This is a genomic window from Parasedimentitalea maritima (assembly GCF_005771405.1).
In the GTDB taxonomy this organism is placed as follows: Bacteria; Pseudomonadota; Alphaproteobacteria; order Rhodobacterales; family Rhodobacteraceae; genus Parasedimentitalea; species Parasedimentitalea maritima.
In genome coordinates, this window is record NZ_VAUA01000003.1 from 46586 (window position 1) to 64061 (window position 17476).

Annotated in this window: 17 protein-coding genes; 7 read left to right on the forward strand and 10 right to left on the reverse strand. The window is 53.0% G+C overall.

What is annotated here, in order from left to right; translation table 11 throughout:
- Positions 1-368: 368 nt before the first annotated feature.
- Complete coding sequence (locus tag FEE96_RS06435; RefSeq protein WP_138162206.1) at positions 369-668, forward strand: hypothetical protein; 300 nt, start codon at positions 369-371, stop codon at positions 666-668.
- Entirely contained in the window at positions 656-2230 is a 1575-nt protein-coding gene (locus tag FEE96_RS24040) for a methyl-accepting chemotaxis protein (RefSeq protein ID WP_138162207.1), read from the forward strand. Before FEE96_RS06435 ends, FEE96_RS24040 begins: the two co-directional genes overlap by 13 nt.
- Before the next feature lie 71 nt (positions 2231-2301).
- Here FEE96_RS24040 and FEE96_RS06445 read toward each other — a convergent pair whose 3' ends face one another.
- Positions 2302-2775 carry an MmcB family DNA repair protein gene (locus FEE96_RS06445; protein WP_138162597.1) on the reverse strand — a complete coding sequence of 158 codons (474 nt, stop codon included), beginning with the start codon at positions 2773-2775 and terminating at the stop codon, positions 2302-2304.
- 119 nt (positions 2776-2894) lie between these two features.
- Here FEE96_RS06445 and FEE96_RS06450 point away from each other — a divergent pair, with 119 nt between their 5' ends.
- From FEE96_RS06450 to FEE96_RS06460, 3 genes are all read left to right on the forward strand, one after another.
- On the forward strand, positions 2895-3206 hold the full coding sequence (locus FEE96_RS06450) for an ArsR/SmtB family transcription factor (RefSeq protein ID WP_138162208.1): 312 nt from the start codon (positions 2895-2897) through the stop codon (positions 3204-3206).
- Complete coding sequence (locus FEE96_RS06455; protein ID WP_138162209.1) at positions 3203-3625, forward strand: SRPBCC family protein; 423 nt, start codon at positions 3203-3205, stop codon at positions 3623-3625. The genes FEE96_RS06450 and FEE96_RS06455 overlap by 4 nt, the downstream gene beginning before the upstream one ends.
- A gap of 331 nt (positions 3626-3956) precedes the next feature.
- Positions 3957-4973, forward strand: a complete 1017-nt coding sequence (locus tag FEE96_RS06460; protein WP_138162210.1) for a Hint domain-containing protein — start codon at positions 3957-3959, stop codon at positions 4971-4973.
- Positions 4974-5038: 65 nt separating this feature from the next.
- On the opposite strand, the gene FEE96_RS06465 is transcribed toward FEE96_RS06460, so the two are convergent.
- A complete protein-coding gene (locus tag FEE96_RS06465; RefSeq protein WP_138162211.1) occupies positions 5039-5365 on the reverse strand; it encodes a hypothetical protein in 327 nt (108 codons plus the stop codon).
- Positions 5366-5507: 142 nt separating this feature from the next.
- Here FEE96_RS06465 and FEE96_RS06470 point away from each other — a divergent pair, with 142 nt between their 5' ends.
- On the forward strand, positions 5508-7049 hold the full coding sequence (locus tag FEE96_RS06470) for an adenylate/guanylate cyclase domain-containing protein (protein WP_138162212.1): 1542 nt from the start codon (positions 5508-5510) through the stop codon (positions 7047-7049).
- Positions 7050-7334: 285 nt separating this feature from the next.
- The gene (locus tag FEE96_RS06475) at positions 7335-9329 is read left to right on the forward strand and encodes a hybrid sensor histidine kinase/response regulator (protein ID WP_138162213.1); all 1995 of its coding nucleotides are present in this window, start codon (positions 7335-7337) and stop codon (positions 9327-9329) included.
- A gap of 162 nt (positions 9330-9491) precedes the next feature.
- Here FEE96_RS06475 and nusB read toward each other — a convergent pair whose 3' ends face one another.
- From nusB to FEE96_RS06515, 8 genes are all read right to left on the reverse strand, one after another.
- Positions 9492-9983 (reverse strand): transcription antitermination factor NusB, encoded by a 492-nt coding sequence (gene nusB / locus FEE96_RS06480; RefSeq protein WP_138162214.1) that lies wholly within the window; start codon positions 9981-9983, stop codon positions 9492-9494.
- Positions 9980-10531: a 6,7-dimethyl-8-ribityllumazine synthase gene (locus FEE96_RS06485; RefSeq protein WP_138162215.1), complete on the reverse strand. Its 552-nt coding sequence runs from the start codon at positions 10529-10531 to the stop codon at positions 9980-9982. The genes nusB and FEE96_RS06485 overlap by 4 nt, the downstream gene beginning before the upstream one ends.
- 1 nt (position 10532) lies before the next feature.
- Positions 10533-11654, reverse strand: a complete 1122-nt coding sequence (ribB, locus tag FEE96_RS06490) for a 3,4-dihydroxy-2-butanone-4-phosphate synthase (RefSeq protein ID WP_138162216.1) — start codon at positions 11652-11654, stop codon at positions 10533-10535.
- A gap of 534 nt (positions 11655-12188) precedes the next feature.
- Positions 12189-13385 (reverse strand): trans-sulfuration enzyme family protein, encoded by a 1197-nt coding sequence (locus tag FEE96_RS06495; protein ID WP_171021627.1) that lies wholly within the window; start codon positions 13383-13385, stop codon positions 12189-12191.
- Between the two features lie 200 nt (positions 13386-13585).
- A complete protein-coding gene (locus FEE96_RS06500) occupies positions 13586-15355 on the reverse strand; it encodes a caspase family protein (RefSeq protein WP_138162217.1) in 1770 nt (589 codons plus the stop codon).
- Positions 15356-15526: 171 nt separating this feature from the next.
- Entirely contained in the window at positions 15527-16630 is a 1104-nt protein-coding gene (locus tag FEE96_RS06505; RefSeq protein ID WP_138162218.1) for a quinone oxidoreductase family protein, read from the reverse strand.
- Positions 16631-16717: 87 nt separating this feature from the next.
- Positions 16718-16936: a DUF6500 family protein gene (locus FEE96_RS06510; RefSeq protein ID WP_138162219.1), complete on the reverse strand. Its 219-nt coding sequence runs from the start codon at positions 16934-16936 to the stop codon at positions 16718-16720.
- A complete protein-coding gene (locus FEE96_RS06515) occupies positions 16937-17476 on the reverse strand; it encodes a GNAT family N-acetyltransferase (RefSeq protein WP_138162220.1) in 540 nt (179 codons plus the stop codon). It abuts the gene before it with no gap.

The window sequence follows — 17476 nt, forward strand, 5'->3', positions numbered from 1 at the left end:
CCACACTATCGGACTGTTTTACCCCGCCTAGAACGTGGTCAGGCCGCAGGGCCCGGTGCCACGGCCTGTGGGCATTTCAGTTGCGTCGCAGCTCGACCAAAGACGACCCACTGCTGTTTGCTAGTCCCACCAGCTTTGCCGAATTGCGGTTTCAGCGCCTGTGATTTCCACATCAACGTTGAAGCCAATGGCAGCTGTGGCTAACAAGCCAAGTGCGGCAAAAAACGTGTAAACGCTGGCTGCGATCTATACAAAACCCTGATTACCTTGACTTATAAAACTTTAACAAATTAACGACCGAAGTTTGTCACTGTTCTAAACGATTTCAAAACGTTTTCCCTGCAAGGCTCCTTTTCGAAGGGAAAGCAATGTCAAATGCCATTCTAATCACTGCCGCGACGGCTTTGGTGATCAGCGCGCCAATTTTGACGCTGTTCTCTCAGGGAAGGCCTCAAGCGGGTGACATTGCCTTGGTGATTGCCGCGCCCTGGGGCGGAAATGCTGCACGCATCGCCGCTCAGGCGGGTGTACAGGAAATTGCGCCGGAGCGCGCACCTCTTGGAATCCTTGTTGCGTTAGACAGCGCTCAAAGTGTCGACCGCCTTTACTCAAACGGAGCTTGGCTGGTTATCGATGGAAAAAAGGTTTTAGAACTATGTTCAATTTGACTCCCGCAACGGGAAATCAGGACACCCCAACACCCCACCTTGCAAGCGAACGCAGAATTCAGCAGATCTCCAGCTGGCTTTTGATGCCCGCCCCTGCGCTTGCGGCTTTCTATCTGAATGACGCTGCAAACTGGATGTTGCTTGCTGTCCTAAGCCTGACCCTTGGCGGCTTGGCCTATGCTTCAAAGATGATGCCCCATTCAACACGAGACTATGTGTTGAGCTTTTGTTTCGTTGGCCACTGCATTCTGTTTACGGTCGCCCTAAGCGGCCACGCCTGGCAGCTTGATGCGCATATGCTTTTCTTTGCTACACTTGCGATCGTGTCTACACTTTCAAACCCGCGAGCGCTTATCTTTGCAACTGTGCTGGTTGCTTTGCACCACATTTCCTTCAGCATCTTACTGCCCAAGCTGGTCTACCCCAGCGGAGACCTGATGCAGAATCTGCAACGCACCGTATTGCACGCAGTCATCGTTCTTCTTGAATCTGGGGTGCTTTTGATCAGCATGTTGAAAAGCAATGCTGCCGATGCAGAACTGAAACGCCAACAGGACATGGCACGTGAACAGGCCGCTGCCGCCGAGCAAGCTCAGGCTATGGCAACCCAAAGCCAGAAAGACGCGGAACATGTTGTTGCTGTTGTCGGTGAACACTTGGGCGAAATGGCAAGTGGGCGGTTAGACTGCACCATCGAAGAGAGTTTCCCTGCAGAATATGACCAGCTGCGAGAGAATTTCAACACCACCCTGGGCACTCTAAAAGAGACCATTGAACAAGTCATGGAATCGACCAACAGTATCAACAACGGTGCCATGGAAATAAGCCGCGCCTCTGATGACCTGTCCACCCGCACGGAAAGCCAGGCTGCAACTCTGGAAGAGACCGCTGCCGCGCTGGAAGAATTGACTGTCTCGGTCACATCAGCAGCCGAAGGTGCGCGTAACGTTGAAAACACCATGGGTGAAGCACGCACTGAGGCAGAAAGCAGCGGTAAGATCGTAAAAGAAGCTGTCTCTGCAATGACCGCCATCGAAACGTCATCCGCCCAGATTGCTCAGATTATCAGCGTCATCGATGACATCGCATTTCAGACCAACCTGCTGGCCCTGAATGCCGGGGTCGAAGCGGCCCGGGCTGGTGATGCAGGCAAGGGATTTGCCGTGGTTGCATCCGAGGTCAGAGGACTTGCGCAGCGCTCAGCAGACGCCGCGACCGAGATCAAAGCCCTGATCACCGAAAGTTCGCAGCAGGTAGATCACGGGGTTGGTCTTGTTGGCAAAGCTGGTGACTCCATCAGCAACATTGTGCAACGGGTCAACCATATTTCGCAGTTGATTTCCAACATCGCCGAAGGCGCCGTTGAGCAATCAACCGGGTTGGGGGAAATCAACACTGGTGTATCTCAACTGGATCAGGTGACCCAACAGAACGCCGCCATGGTGGAAGAAGCCACAGCCGCAGGTCATTTGCTACACTCGGACGCTGTGAAACTGTCCGAACTGATGGGACGTTTTCAATTGGATCAGTTCCCTCCAATGGTCAACGCAGAGGCCGCCTGACGCCTTAACAAGCACCTAAGAACACATTCGGGCATCTGGCGATCACAGTCAGATGCCCGGAGAGCACTCTGTTAGGCCCCACCATTTCCCCGCATGATCAACCCACTGTCCTGACCTGGGCGGGGATCTCGCAGGCAGTGCAATCGCCGAGCTGCATCACGGGCAATTTTCAACGTCAGCTTTTTACGCCGTGCTGCTGCGAGCTTGTCTTTGGGGGCCATACGGATCACCTCAGCATCATAGGCATCCGCGATAATCAGCCCAGTACCTTCAGGTAATAAATCAGTCGGAAACTCCGTATCCACTGCCCAAAAGTACCGGTCACACCACTCCAGATATCCCTGCCATTTGCTGTCTGACTGAAAATCCGCGCGGCTGGATTTGCATTCAATCACCCAGATCTCCCCCTTTGGACCCAGCGCCATCACATCCACCCGCAACCCTTTTGCTGGGACAAATTCCTCAACCGAAACATAGCCCAAGCTCAGCAGATAGCGCGCCACGCCTCGTGCTAGTTTTTGTCCTGGCTGTAGATCTACGGTCATGACTGGCAATGTGAACATTTCAAGAACAAAAGACAATACCTGATAGCGCTTGACATGAAACCATTTGGCATCATATCAATTGAACACCAAATGGTTTCATATCAACGCGAGAGACTGACATGTCCCAACTTACCTTCCGGGCTCTGGCCGACCCAACCCGCCGCGATATCCTGCAACTCTTAGCTACCCGCGACATGACCATCGGCGAAGTGTCCGAGCAATTCGACATCACCCGCCCTGCGGTCAAAAAGCACCTGACCATCCTGCACGAGGGCAACCTGATCCGCATCCAGGCCAATGGACGCGAGCGGATCAACTCGCTGAACCCTGACGGCATGGCGCCGGTTTTTGACTGGCTGAACTACTTTGACACCTTCTGGGATGACCGTCTTGGCGCCCTGAAAACACTTATTGAAAAGGACATACAATGACTGACCTGACCCTGAACAAATCCATTTACCTGAAAGCTGAACCAACAGTTGTCTGGGAATACCTGACCGACCCAGACAAACTGGCGCTTTGGTTCCACGCCCCCAAAGTCCCGATGAAACAGGGTGAACCACTGGCGATGTATGGCACTGAAAGCGGCGACAAACTGATCTGGGGCGAAGTCCTGGTGGCCCATCCGCCGGAATATCTGGAGTATTCGTTCACCGTCAAACCGATGGGCGACGCGGTTAGCCTGGTAAAATGGACACTGACCCCAGTGGCTGGTGGCACCCGGTTGGCGCTAGAGCACAGCGGCCTGCCACAACAGGCCGAAGCCTTTGATCTGATGCTGGCCCTGGATAAAGGCTGGGACGATCATATCAGCCGAATGCGGGCCTCAATCCACGAAGTTACCGCCTGACCCCTTGTCGTAGCTCCCGTCAGCGCCTAAATAGGGGCGTGGCGGGTTCTGCCCCTCTCGTGACAGACAAGCATTCCAGTGGCCTTAAGCATTTCCAAGGGAGCTGGCTCTGTTTGGATCCTGGTCCAATTACCTGGCGCCCACCTGTACATACAGGTCCTCGGGAATCAAATGTCTGACGGTTGAACTCTGGTGGTCCCGCCACACCTACACCAATTTACGAACACTTTCTTGGTGCTTATTGATTGTGAAGGTGTATCAAAAAAACACAGTAAAAATTCACGAAATTGAAATGTAAATCAGACACTTTGACCTCTCAGGAGATCAAAAGATGCCCGTTTTTACTTTCACACCACCTGACTATGAATTCGCTGCATCAAGTGGAACGAATGTCAATTTTGATTCCTACTATAGCACCTTTGACTATCCACCGAACTCGACCCGGGATTTAACAATCACGTCAAACATGGGGGACGAAAATCCAGCCCTGTTCGAAGTGGGCGAAACTTACGATCTGTCCTGGAGCGGCCACGGCGGCGGCACGATGGAAGATGCCATGATCATTCGGAGTGACTACCTGGGGACAGAACAAGGCGCGATTGTATTCGAAGGGATCAACTCAAACTCTGGCGAGTTGTACCAGATGGTATGGACGCCGAATTTTGATCTGGAACAATGGTTCTGGGACAATGGCGGCGCTTCCAACCCGCCCGGTTTCTATACATCTGAACAAGATGCCGATAGCTACCTATATCCGTGCTTTGCAGCCGGTACATGTCTTAGAACGCCGGACGGGTTAACGCGCGTGGATGATCTGCGGCCCGGGCACATGGTCACAACGCTGGACAATGGTCCGCAAAAGATACTGTGGATGGGTAAGCGAACCATTCTGGGTGTAGGAAAGTCAGCGCCCGTTGTGATCAATCCAGGACTGCTCGACAATGAACAAACGCTGGTCGTTTCCCAACAGCACAGAATAATGCTCAGCTCAAAACAAGCCGATCTGCATTTTGGCGAAAATGAGGTCTGGGTTCCGGCCAAATCACTAATAAACAACACGAAAATCCACATCGAAAACCGAAAATCGGTGACGTACTACCATATTCTATTGGCGCAGCACGACGTTTTACTTGCAGACGGTCTTTCGACTGAGAGCCTGTATCTTGGTGACGTGGCCAAAGGATTGATTGGCCTTCAGGCAAGGGAGGAAATCGCTCAGATTGTCCCGGCTACACAGAAGATGCACAGCTCTCGCCTGATGCTGACCACAACTGAAGCGGCACTTCTTGCAACGACTATGGGGATCAGAAATCCCCCCCAAAAACAGGTCAGAAACAAAGCCGCATAGCGTCTCAACGGCCTGAGCATAGGCTCAATCGGGTCAGGTGGTCTTGAGCTTGTGCAGCGACCGAATTAGCGGTTGCGAAAATGCTGCGCCTTTCGGTCAGAGGATTTAACAGGCACCGGAATGGCCAGAAATTCATGCGCTGCAGGTGTACCACCACGCGGACCACTGTCCTTTTCAGCCAGTGCCATCACCGCCCAACCAAACTGCACACCGGCAAACACAATTCCATTCATGAACCACAGGATAAACACCGCCAGTAGCCCCGCATCACTGGTAGAGACCAGATGCCACAGGTTCATCACATTGAACCACAACAGCATCCCAACAAAGGCCGCCGCGATGGCAAACCCAATGGCCACATTGCGAATATAGAGCGTGATCAGCTTAGGCATTTATGTGTCTCCGTTTAGCAGATCAGAGGTTAGCACTCTGCAGACCAAGGTCCAGCCAAATAAGAAAATTTCGGCGGATTTTATCTCTCCACCCGTTATACTCTGACCAAGTGCCGCAGGCACACTAAAAGAGGGACAGTCAGTGAAACGCATTAGCCAGTTGCTTCTCAAGTATCCTCATCTCGTTTCGGTCTTGGTCACGGTGGCCGTTTTTGCTCTTCCGCTTGCTGTCTGGCTCGATGTCATGGCGATAACAGATCAAAGTATCCGTCGTCAGACCGCCGCGCTTCACTCTGTCATGGACAACCTACGCGTCTACTACACACACAATGTCATCGACCAATTGGCTTCGGATTCACCAACCGTAGCCAAACATGATCACCACGAAGACGAAGGGTCCATTCCACATCTGGACTCTCTTTCGATTGAGCTGGGCGAAATGATCAACTCGGATCAGGACCACCAAGGCTTCAATTTCGAATATCGCTTTCTCACGGATACGCCTTATGCCGATCACGCGCCTTCCGAATTATCCGAAGCTGAAAAAAGAGCCCTGGACAGGTTCCGCAATGGCTTTCCCGATGATCACATTTTCTTCAAGGCCAACGATAGTCCATGGGATCACGCCGTATCCATGGTCACCCCTGTTGTTGTAGTTGAAAACTGCGCCGATTGTGAGTCAGATAGCCTAGGCGCAGCCTCGTCTGACCTGCAGCAAAGTGACATTCTGGGCATGCAGTCTTTCACCGTTCGCCAGCCCATTGCATCGAACCTTTTAGCCCTAAAGTATCTATTGCTCTACATGATCGCGGCAGGAACCTTTGGCATCCTGTTCTCCCGATATCAATTGCGTCTGGCCGCCAAGTTTAAATCGCAAAGTGAAGAGCTGGCACAAAACAACGAGTTTCTGGCTGGCATTTCGATGAAGATCTCGCGCTATCTGTCACCACAGGTCTATCGCTCCATTTTTTCCGGCGAGAGTGATGCGTCGATCTCCACTGAGCGCAAAAAGCTGACTGTATTTTTCTCGGACATCAAAGATTTCACCCAGACGACAGAAACCCTGCAGCCCGAAGAATTGACGGCATTGTTGAACGAGTATTTCAGCGAAATGTCAGCGATTGCCGAAAAACATGGCGCAACTATCGACAAGTTCATCGGCGATGCCATCGTCGCCTTTTTTGGAGACCCCGAAACAAAAGGCACATCTGAAGACGCCCGCGCCTGCCTGCGTATGGCACAGGAAATGCAAGAGCGTTTGGGCGAATTGGCAGGCCAATGGCGGGCGCAGGGCATCGAACATCCATTCCGTGCCCGCATTGGTATCAACACCGGCTACTGCAACGTCGGTAACTTTGGCTCAGAGGCCCGGATGGATTACACCATCATCGGTGCCGAGGCGAACCTCGCAGCGCGACTAGAAGCCTCGGCTGAGCCAGGGGGCATCGTCATGAGTTACGAAACCTACGCCCATGTCCGTGACATCGTCAGCGCCCGCCAATTGCCCCCGATGCGGTTCAAGGGCATAGCCCGCGAGGTCATTCCCTATGTAGTGGACCCCGGTCGCAACCGCGCACCGCTTAGCGAAACCACGGCGGACGGGCGGCGCATGACAGTAAATTTAGATCAACTTGATGACCACACACGCGAAGCGCTCGAAAAACTGCTGAAGGATCACCAGTAGAGTTCTCTCAAAGATCTGCAGACCCACCTCGGCAATGGTCGCAAAACACAGCTCTCCCCTTCGTCTCATGGCGAACGGCACCAAGTTACTGTCCTACAACCTTGGTTTCAATCCGAACTGCATACCCGCCTACACGCGTGCAGAACTTGACCTTGGTTAATACGGGTTAACATATATTGGAGAGCTTCATTTGTGCGTACAGGAAGAAAGAGATGAAGAGGATACCTCCGTTTAGGGTGCTGCCAATCTGATTGCTTGTCCGATGGCAGGTATTTGAGGTGTGGAATGGTAAAAAAGGCCAACGAAAAACCTGGCTTCAACGGCTCGAATAAGGATCAGCGCACCGTGCAACTGTCCGCCCTATTTGCCGCGCTGCCTGACAACTATTTTCTCATCGACCAACAGGGAACTATTCTGAGCTATCGAGTTCGCCCGGGGGTTAGCCTTATTGATGATCCTGTTGCTTACATTGGCAGTAACGTCGCCGATATCCTCCCGCCGGCTCCATCCGCCCTGTTCAAGGAACACATGCGCCAGCAACATGACGCGCAGGATGTTGTGACTTGGGAATACCACATAGATCTGGAGGGAAAGAGGTGGGATCGGGAGGCACATCTCTGCCCGCTCTCTGGATCCGACGAAATGGTTCTGGTGGTTCGTGATATTACCAAACAACGTCAGGCCGAGAGAGAACGTGCTGAAGCTGAGGAACGGTTAGAGCGGATTATTTCCAATTTACCCGGCGCTGTAATTAGCCGCAGGTTTGATGGTTCAGAATTTCCCTACCACGACACCAATTTCCCAAAAGTTGTCTACGCAAGCCCGCAGACTGCAGAGATTTGGGGAGTCTCAGCAAAAGACATGTGTGACATCAGGGGCCTTACAGAACCCATGGTGAACACTGACGATATAAAAGATTTCTCCAAGAAAGTACGCAAAGCGCTGGAGAATTTTGAAGCCTATTCATTTCGCTTCAGGATCACCACATATGCTGGCGAGCAAAAATGGTTAGAGACCAATACAAAAGCGTACAAACACAAAGATGGATACACCTATACAGACGGGTTTGTGCTCGATGTAACCAAAGAAGTCCAAGCACAAGAGCAGCTGGAGGCCCAAAGGAAAATAGCTGACCGCGCCCAGAAGCTTGACAGCATTGGGCAGCTAACGGGTGGTATGGCGCACGATTTTAACAATCTATTGGCGGCAATCATGTTCAGCCTAGAGATGTTACGCGATGAAGAAATCGATGAAGGCCATCTGTCCCTGATAGATAATTGCCTTACCGCAGCTCAGCGCGGGGCCGATTTGACACGTAGCATGTTGGCCTTTGCAAGCAAGGCAAGCCTGGACCCCAGTGTGATTGATCTCAACAAGTTGGTGGAGGAGACCCGCAATTGGGCTGGGCGCACCTTACCATCGAATATCGAAATCGAAACATCACTGTCGGAAGAGTTAAGTCCCACCATGGTTGATGTTAGTTCGACCGAAAGCGCTCTTTTGAACCTACTGGTAAACGCCAGAGACGCCATGCCTGATGGAGGCAAACTTACCATTGAAACTCAGAACGTACGGTTGGATGAGGCCTCTCTGGACGCACACCCAAAAAAGGTTGCTCCAGGTCAATACATCATGCTGGCCGTCAGCGATACCGGGCACGGCATTCCGGCGGAAATAGTATCGCGTATCTTTGAGCCTTTCTTTACCACCAAGCCCCCTGACAAAGGTGCAGGCCTTGGCCTGTCGATGGTTTTTGGGTTCATGCAACAGTCGGGCGGTACCGTTCAGGTCACTTCTGAAGCAGGCGTAGGAGCGGTTTTCAAACTCTACTTCAAGGCCTACCTAGAGGAGGACGAAGGCCTGGTGGAGGACACCATCCAAATAAAAAACCTGTTGGGCGACGGACGGAAAATACTGGTTGTTGAAGATGATAAGATGGTACTGTCGATACTTGTGAAGACGCTTGAAAAAGCAGGTTATCGCGTGACGTCCGCCAAAACTGGTGACGAGGCCCTTGCACTATTTAAGGCTGATCCTCGATTCGATCTTCTTTTAACGGATATCATGATGCCAGGTACCCTAAAGGGACGCGCATTGAGCCGTGCAGTTCGTGAAACTGTTCCCGATCTACCCGTAGTTTTCATGTCCGGCTACGAAAACGAAGCGACTGACCAAAACAACGAACCATATTCGGATGATATTCGGCTGACAAAACCAGTCTCGCGAGTTGATATGTTGACTGCAATTAAGACCTCTCTGACCGCGCAACTCAAAGACTAAGGCTTTCGACGAGATCTCATAAAGAAATTGTCTTGAATTTTCAGCCCGAGTGCCGCCCCTGAACCCAAACCAGATATCAAACAAAACAGGCCTTTCGAATACCGAAAGGCCTGCATCAATTATGATAACGCGAAGACGTTATTTCCAAGAGTTCACCGAGCTTTAGAACGCTTCGGGTTTGGCCTCATGCGCCATGTGATCCAGTACAGCGTTAACAAACTTTGTCTCTTTGCCATCCGGGAAAAACGCCCGTGCCACATCGACATATTCATTGATCACCACTTTGGGCGGAGTGTCCGCCTGGGTCAGCTCTGCACCGGCAGCACGGAACAAGCCGCGCAGTGTTGGGTCGATCCGGGCGATTGGCCATTTGGCCACCAGCGCGCGGTCGGTCATCTGGTCGATAACCGCCTGATGATTGACGGCATCCTCGACCAGCTTGCGAAACAGCTTGGCATTGCCTTCGGCCATCTCTGCACCGTCGTAGCTTGCCCCAAACCGGTGATCAAGAAACTCGACAATCACCGCGTCAAATGTCTGATCACTGTGTTCCATCTGGAACAAAGCCTGCACCGCGTAAAGCCGCGCTGCTGATTTCATCTGACGTTTCTGAAGTCCCTTGTTCAGGGCTCCACCTTGGCTGTCCGTGCTCATGCGTTTTTGGGTCCGTTGCTGGTTTCGGCCAATATAATGGCGTCCGAGCGGGCCTTGAAGCCAACGCCCTTGGTCTGGGCGCCCCACTTACGCCCCAAGGCGATCAGATGCAAGGCCGCCGCAGCGGCTCCGCCGCCTTTGTTTTGATCCTTGGGATCGGCGCGCACTTCGGCCTGAGCGCGGTTTTCGACCGTCAGGATCCCATTGCCAATGCACAAGCCCTGAAGGCCAAGCAGTTGAATGGCGCGGCTGCTGTCGTTGCAGACTGTGTCGTAATGAGTGGTCTCGCCGCGGATCACACAGCCCAGCGCGACGTAGCCGTCAAAATTGGACGCACGGTCGGAAATGCCAATGGCTGTAGGGATTTCCAGTGCACCGGGGACTTGAATAACATCGTAAGTGCCACCTGCGGCTTCGATCTCGGCCACAGCACCGGCAACCATGTTGTCGGCGATATCTTTGTAGTAAGGCGACACCACGATCAGCAATTTGACCGGTTTGTCGAACTGCGCGCGTGGCATGATGTAGTGTTGCTCGTGACCAGCCATATCAGGCCTCCGACAGAATTGGGCGTGTGCCGGTGATGGACAGACCATAGGCGTCCAGACCCAGATAGCGCGTTTCGGGAGAATCGGTTAACAGCACCAGTTCGTTGACGCCCAACTTGGACAGAATCTGAGCGCCAAGGCCGGTTTGTTTGATGGTGCGTGGACCTTCGTCCTCGACCACATACAGCGAATTCCGAGGTTGCCGGAACAGACAAACCACGCCACGCCCCTCGTCCGCAATCAGTTGCATCGCTTTGGGCAATTCGCTGGTTGGTTTGGGACCAAGCCCCAGCACATCGGATGCTTCGTGCAAGGCATGAGTACGGCACAAAACGGGCTCAGGGGTCGTGATATCCCCCTTGATCAACACAACATGTTCGATGCCGTGGGTCTGGTCGGTGAACAGGCGCATATCCCAGTCACCGCCGAATTCAGAGGTCACAGTTTCACGCGAGGTTTCTACCACCAGATTGTCATTGCGCGAACGATAGCTGATCAGGTCCGAAATCGTACCGATTTTCAACTCGTGGGTCTTGGCATAACCCAGCAGATCCGGCAGGCGCGCCATGGAGCCGTCTTCGTTCATGATCTCACAGATCACTGACGACGGATAACAGCCTGCCAGACGCGCCACGTCACAGCCAGCCTCGGTATGGCCTGCTCGCACCAGCACACCGCCGTTGCGCGCACGCAGTGGGAACACATGACCTGGGGTCGCAATATCAGCAGCACCTTGATCGGGGTTGATCGCTGTGGCCACTGTCAGAGCACGGTCAGCAGCCGAAATTCCGGTTGTGACACCCTCACGGGCCTCAATCGAAGTTGTGAATGCGGTTTCGTGGCGCGAGGAATTGTGCATCGCCATCATTGGCAGGCCCAGCTCATCAATCCGCGCGGCAGGCAGGGTCAGGCAGATCAAACCACGGCCATGAGTTGCCATGAAATTGATCGCTGCCGCATCGGCGTGCTGAGCGGGAATGATAAGATCTCCCTCGTTTTCACGATCCTCATGATCAACCAGAATGAACATACGGCCTTGGCGCGCATCCTCAATAATCTCTTCGATGGGGCTGATTGCAGCGCGCAGGTCTGTTTCGACCGGACTGGGGGTTTCAAAGCTCATAAGGGCAGCCTTTCGATGGGCAGGAGTCAGGGACTCTCATGTACAAAGGGCAGATAGTGCAGATGAGGGGAAAATGCCAGACCCGGTAACGGCATGGCAGGGGTAAATCGCGGCGTCGCCAGTTCATTATCAAGACACCGGAACCGCAGGTATTCTCTTACGGTGCGCCTGACCCTGGGTGGGTGCAAAGCGCCCTCCTGTGGGGAGGGTCGGGCGCACCCGGTCTAACGGCCAAATAAAACAGTATAAGACATGCGAAACTGCCCAACAGGATCCCAGCCCCGTCGGTTCATCATATTATTCGGAATGTCGTCCAGTCAGATTAAAATGGCGACGTCGCCAAAGCGGAGGCGGACGGGAGCAGTGCCCCCGTGCGTGATCCAGATCAGATGCGCCCCGGCGCAACCCGGGGCCCTGTTTCCTGTGCCGGGGGTGATAGGCCCAGCGGTAATCGCGATTGGCAGGCACCTTGCCATAGCTTAGTTAAGCCTGCCTCAATTGGGTGTGCGCCAGATGCGCAACGGTTGCAGCTGGTTACTCTGAGCCGACACCGCTTAGCCCGGCTTCAAGATCAGCGATCAGGTCGTCGACATGTTCAACGCCTACCGACAGGCGCAGCAGGTTGTCCGTGACACCCAGCATTTCGCGGCGTTCAGGCGGCAGGATAGCGTGGGTCATGCTCGCAGGGTGCTGAACCAGACTTTCAACTCCACCCAGACTGACCGCATAAGCAAACAGCCGCAAAGATTGTGCAACTTTGTTGGCGCGGGCCTGCCCTCCGGTCAGCTGCATGGTGATCATTGCGCCAAAGCTGGTCATCTGGCGTTTGGCAAGCTCATGCTGTGGGTGTGAGGCAAGGCCGGGATAGGTCAACCTGGTGATACCCAACCGTTCCTTGTTCTGATCCAGAAACTCGGCAATGGCCATAGCGTTCCCCGCATGACGTTCCATCCGCAGTGGCAGCGTCTTAAGCGAGCGCAGCAGGGTGGAACAGGCAATCGGATCCATCACCGCGCCGGTCGAGTTTTGCAAGAACCTGAGCTTCTCTGCCACCGCTGGATCTGTGTTGGGAGAAACCGCTGCCACACCGGCCAGCAGATCCGAATGCCCGTTCAGGAACTTCGTGGCTGAGTGCATCACGATATCCACCCCCATCTCCAGCGGTCGCTGGCAATAGGGCGAACAAAAGGTGTTGTCGCAGACCGTCAGGGCCCCAACTTTGCGGGCTTGCTCAACCACAAAGGCAATATCGACCACTTCCAACAACGGGTTCGACGGAGTTTCAAACCATAACATGGCGGTGTCAGGACGGATGGCCGCCTTAACCGCATCAGGGTCTGAAAAGTTGACAAATGTAACATCCAAACCTGCGCTACGGCTGCGCACCAGCTCCAGCAGCCGGTAAATACCACCGTAGACATCATGGTGCGCAATAACATGCGCCCCGGATTCCAGCAGCTCCAGAATGGTCGAGGCTGCGGACAGTCCAGTTGGGCAAGCAATGGCAGTCGCCGCGCCTTCAAGGTCCGCAAGACAGGCTTCGAGCACCAGACGGGTCGGATTTGCAGATCGGGAATACATGAAGCCACGATTTTCACCGATGCCATCCTGCACAAACGTACTTGCGGTATAGATCGGGGTCACAACCGCGCCTGTCAGCGGATCAGGCTCTTGGCCTGCATGAATAGCCCGGGTTTCAAATGCATCTCGGTTGCTGGATCGGTTGGTCAATTGGTATTCCCCTAGAATAGTCGCGCTGTGAGCGACAGGCACTTGAGCATATGTCTGTAGGTCTTACAATGTGTTGGAGACCGAAAATATTTGAGATGGAAATTGAATTGTCTATGTCGCGACTGTTTTGTATTGCGACGAAATCACGGCTTGGCTGCGTTTAACTGCAGCAGTCTTAACTCCTAATTCCTGTGAAGATTTCATTCAATCTCGACCAAAAACGGGGGGCGTTCTCCAGCTGTGTCGTTCCAAGATGACATCCTGTTTACATTTCCAGACTCACTGAAAAAACTTCCAAATTCATGATTGAAATGCCCATGATTAGGTCTGCCTCTCGCCCATTTCCTGTAAGAAAATGGCTCTCCTGTCACCCAACCCCAACCTCCGCCAGGTTCAGGTGCCCCTTCTCGTTGAACCAAACCAAATGCGGGGCCGTGTAGGTAACCCGAACCATCGAGGGAAACAAATCGTTCGTCATTTTTAAAAAGGTTCAGCAGAAACTCATTCTCACGTTCATTGGAAATAGTAGCTAAGTGCCCCCCGACACGCCCAGAAAGTGCATTCTTGTAATTCCAACTTCCAAATCCGCGCGCCAACACAGCGAGATACAAATGCCCTTCAAAATAGTCGAACTTAACCTCAAACCCCTCCAAACCGAGCAACGCTCTGCGCAGTCTAGGTTCCAGATACTCGGGAAGTTCATCTGGTTGGTAGGTTCTCGCTGTTTCAGATCGCAACCCATCGACTAACGTTACGTCTGGCAGAGCACGAAGCAGCAGCAAATCAACTTGAGTTCCGGGCGGTAAGCCAGCCGCTATTCGGGCGGAAAAAATTGCGTCACGGGTTTTGGGACCAAAATTTCCGTCTATTCCGCCAGTATCAAAACCCAAATAGCCTAGTGACTTTTGAACAAGTTTTCTTTCGTCTAAATTCAGCTCCAAAGGCATAGTTTTACGCCCCGACTGAGGAACAAGCCAAACCCTTCGATCCTGCTCTCTTTCCAATTCCTGCGCTTGGGCCAGCAGGATAGCCTGCCGTCGCAGTGCCACCCTGACAAGCGGATGTTCAACCCGATCTCCAAATCTTTTCAGAAAATCGTTCCAGACTTCCAAAGCGTCGACTTGCTCTGCAGCAGCGAATTCCTCAATCAACACTGTGTCCTCGTGCGCCAGAACGATGTGATTGGCAGTGGCGGAAGACAAAAAAATGTCAGCCCCGGGCAACGACCCGTATGTAAAAGGCTCTTGATCACCAGCCGTCAGCTCGAACACCCGATCGCGCACACGTCGGAAAAGCTTACTTACTTCCAGTCCAGGTTCTTCGATCTGTTCCAACAGTGCCTGCGCATAAGGACTGTTCCGCCCTTCCCCATCAAATGCAACACGCCCTTCGCGAGCGGCGTAACCAATCAAAATACCACCTGGAAGCACCCCACCAATTGGGTCCACCCGAACCAGACCCTGACCGATTGAACGAGATCCCCTTTGCGCATTAAGCTTATCCGCAAAAGGGTTATCCCGACAGGCGTCAACCAGCACAATCTTTACCCCGTCGGAAGACGCCAGCGACGACATAATTGTGTCTAACGACACGGCCTCAAAATCAGCATCCTGTTCTTTATGCAGCTCAGCATTCACAGGAATGAGAAAATTGGTCTTGTCGATTTCAATCCCATGTCCGGCAAAATAAATTAAGGACAGATCAGCGGTTTCAGTGGCGCGCGAAAAGTCTCGCAAAGATCGGCGCATCTCAGCATCGTCCAGATCCAACCCCAAAGAAACATCGAACCCCAAACGTCCAAGAGCAGACGCAATATCCGTAGCATCTGCTGAGGGGTTCGATAACGAAGGAACATTCTGGTACGCAGCGTTGCCAATGACCAGTGCGACCTTGCGTTCAGCCTTTTCCGCAGCAGCAAAAGACCAAGACACCAATAGTAACCAAACGGATAGAAAAAATTTTGCAATCATAACGCGCTCAGATTGCCGACGATTGTTCTTTTTTGCAAGAGAAGGAAGACTTCGCACCTAATACCTTGCCCCAATCATTGCCCTCGTATTGACTGCAACGCTTAGATGCCGATTAAAATCACCTGAAGCTGCCATCTTTCAAATCTGTTTCCCGCCCTTTCCGGACGCCTGTCAATCAGAGCCAAAACAAATGACGGTGCGCCCCTTTTCCCGGTGCGTCACGAGTTTTTGCACTGCGTCCCTGATTGCATCAATTTCAAACGGAATGGCGGCAGGCACGGGCATTCGAATGTTGTGCTCCAGCAATTGCTCAACCGCGTCATCTACAACCAATCGGGGGAACTTTGCGCCAAAACTATACTTTGGCCCGGTGGTGAGACGTGTCACCAGCATGCGCCATCCGATATGCGACATCACCTTGAGGACTGCAGGCCAAGACAGTTTTTCCTCGCCAATGTACTGACGTGGGCCAACCACCGTTACAAAAGTACCGCTATTTTTAAGGCACCTGAAAGCGCTGGCTTCGATGTCTCGCCCCCCCACGCAGTCAAACACTGCATCGACAGGGTCATTGCCTGCAGAAAACACCTCGCCGAAATCATCCTTCGTATAATCAACCACCTGGTCAGCGCCGTGGCTGCGAACAAATTCTTCGTTGGCGCCACTGCAGACCGCCGTCACCCGGCAGTTAAGCGATTTGAGATATTGCAAGACCATGACCCCGATCGCTCCGGAGGCGCCAACCACGACACAATTGTCGCCCGCATTCACCTTAGCAAACCCAATTGCGCCCCAAGACACGCAGGCCGCCATAACCGCAGCTGCTGCCTCTACATGCGACAGTTGATCCGGTTTGTGCATGATCCATTTTTCATCAAAGCACTGGTAAGTTGCCCAAGATCCGGCCTGCGGATATTCCGACGGAATTATGATGACGTCATCACCAATTTTGAAGTTTTCAGCCCCCTCACCCAGCCCGACAATCGTGCCCGTTGCGCAGGACCCAATCCGCGCCGGATTGGCTTTGGACACGTTCTTTGGGCCATAAAACCGGCCAAGGGCAGTTCCCTGCGCAGCATATATTTCGTCAACATGCATCGAAGAGGCTGCAATTCTGACGGTCACTTCCCCCTTGGCAGGGCGCGGTGTAGGCATCTGTAGCATTTGTAATTCGCGGGCGACCTGGCCAATCGCGGGATCGTTCACCATCCCCACGGCCTGCATTTCAGCTGCATCGTTGTAGGCATCGACCAAAGGCTTGATGTGGTCTTCCATTTACGTCTCTCTGGTTTTTCCGCTTTGACACAAAATGAGATGAAGTTGTTGGACTTGGTACTCTGGTTGAGGTCTGCAGGCCGGAATCTACTCCCCTGCCTCAATCATTTCACGCACCTTCACCGCTTTTTCAAAATGATCCAGCGCATGCGTTTCGATCCACCATGTCGCTGCCTCCATCAGCAGCTCGGGATTGTCATTTTTGTTGGCAAAGAAGGCGTAGAAGGACAGCCCTACCCCCTCGCCCTTGGCGGCGATCTTCTTGTTACAGATCTCAATCGCTTTGGCACGCAAACTGGCTCGCATCTATGTCGTTTCCTTTTCTTCCCAATCGGAACTGGTCAACCTGAAGCACATCCAGCGCGCAGCACCGGTGCCCAAATCCAGTTCCTCTTCGCCCATGTTGACAGCCCCCAGTTTGGCGGTGGCCTTTTGGGAGCGGATGTTTGTCGGATCGATGTGAAACCAGACCTCGGGCCGGAATTTGAACACATGACCCATCATTAGTGATTTCAGTTCAGCATTCACAGTGCCGCCCCAACAGGCGCGCTCCAGAAAGGTATAGCCGATCGAAATGTCCTGATCCGATGTGGGGGCCTCGTAATAGCGCGAGCAGCCGATGACCTTACCTGTACTTTTTTCCAGCACAACAACTGTTGCCTCAGTTGCAAGCAGCATATCGAAATATGGCCTGAAGACTTCCTTTTCGTGGCGATCCTTGGCCGGGTGCCCCGCCCAAACCAAGGGATCACTTGCGGCCAGATACAAGCCGTCAAAATCATCCGCCTTTAGCGGGCGAACAACCAGCGTTTCACCAATTATGTAAGGTTGGAAGTCAAAATCCAT

Excerpts from the sequence above, each read along its gene's own strand:
- FEE96_RS06435 (WP_138162206.1), top strand. The coding sequence starts at position 369 with ATGTCAAATGCCATTCTAATCACTGCCGCGACGGCTTTGGTGATCAGC.
- FEE96_RS24040 (WP_138162207.1), top strand. The coding sequence starts at position 656 with ATGTTCAATTTGACTCCCGCAACGGGAAATCAGGACACCCCAACACCC.
- FEE96_RS06445 (WP_138162597.1), bottom strand. The coding sequence starts at position 2,775 with ATGACCGTAGATCTACAGCCAGGACAAAAACTAGCACGAGGCGTGGCG.
- FEE96_RS06450 (WP_138162208.1), top strand. The coding sequence starts at position 2,895 with ATGTCCCAACTTACCTTCCGGGCTCTGGCCGACCCAACCCGCCGCGAT.
- FEE96_RS06455 (WP_138162209.1), top strand. The coding sequence starts at position 3,203 with ATGACTGACCTGACCCTGAACAAATCCATTTACCTGAAAGCTGAACCA.
- FEE96_RS06460 (WP_138162210.1), top strand. The coding sequence starts at position 3,957 with ATGCCCGTTTTTACTTTCACACCACCTGACTATGAATTCGCTGCATCA.
- FEE96_RS06465 (WP_138162211.1), bottom strand. The coding sequence starts at position 5,365 with ATGCCTAAGCTGATCACGCTCTATATTCGCAATGTGGCCATTGGGTTT.
- FEE96_RS06475 (WP_138162213.1), top strand. The coding sequence starts at position 7,335 with ATGGTAAAAAAGGCCAACGAAAAACCTGGCTTCAACGGCTCGAATAAG.
- nusB (WP_138162214.1), bottom strand. The coding sequence starts at position 9,983 with ATGAGCACGGACAGCCAAGGTGGAGCCCTGAACAAGGGACTTCAGAAA.
- FEE96_RS06485 (WP_138162215.1), bottom strand. The coding sequence starts at position 10,531 with ATGGCTGGTCACGAGCAACACTACATCATGCCACGCGCGCAGTTCGAC.
- ribB (WP_138162216.1), bottom strand. The coding sequence starts at position 11,654 with ATGAGCTTTGAAACCCCCAGTCCGGTCGAAACAGACCTGCGCGCTGCA.
- FEE96_RS06500 (WP_138162217.1), bottom strand. The coding sequence starts at position 15,355 with ATGATTGCAAAATTTTTTCTATCCGTTTGGTTACTATTGGTGTCTTGG.
- FEE96_RS06505 (WP_138162218.1), bottom strand. The coding sequence starts at position 16,630 with ATGGAAGACCACATCAAGCCTTTGGTCGATGCCTACAACGATGCAGCT.
- FEE96_RS06510 (WP_138162219.1), bottom strand. The coding sequence starts at position 16,936 with ATGCGAGCCAGTTTGCGTGCCAAAGCGATTGAGATCTGTAACAAGAAG.
- FEE96_RS06515 (WP_138162220.1), bottom strand. The coding sequence starts at position 17,476 with ATGGATTTTGACTTCCAACCTTACATAATTGGTGAAACGCTGGTTGTT.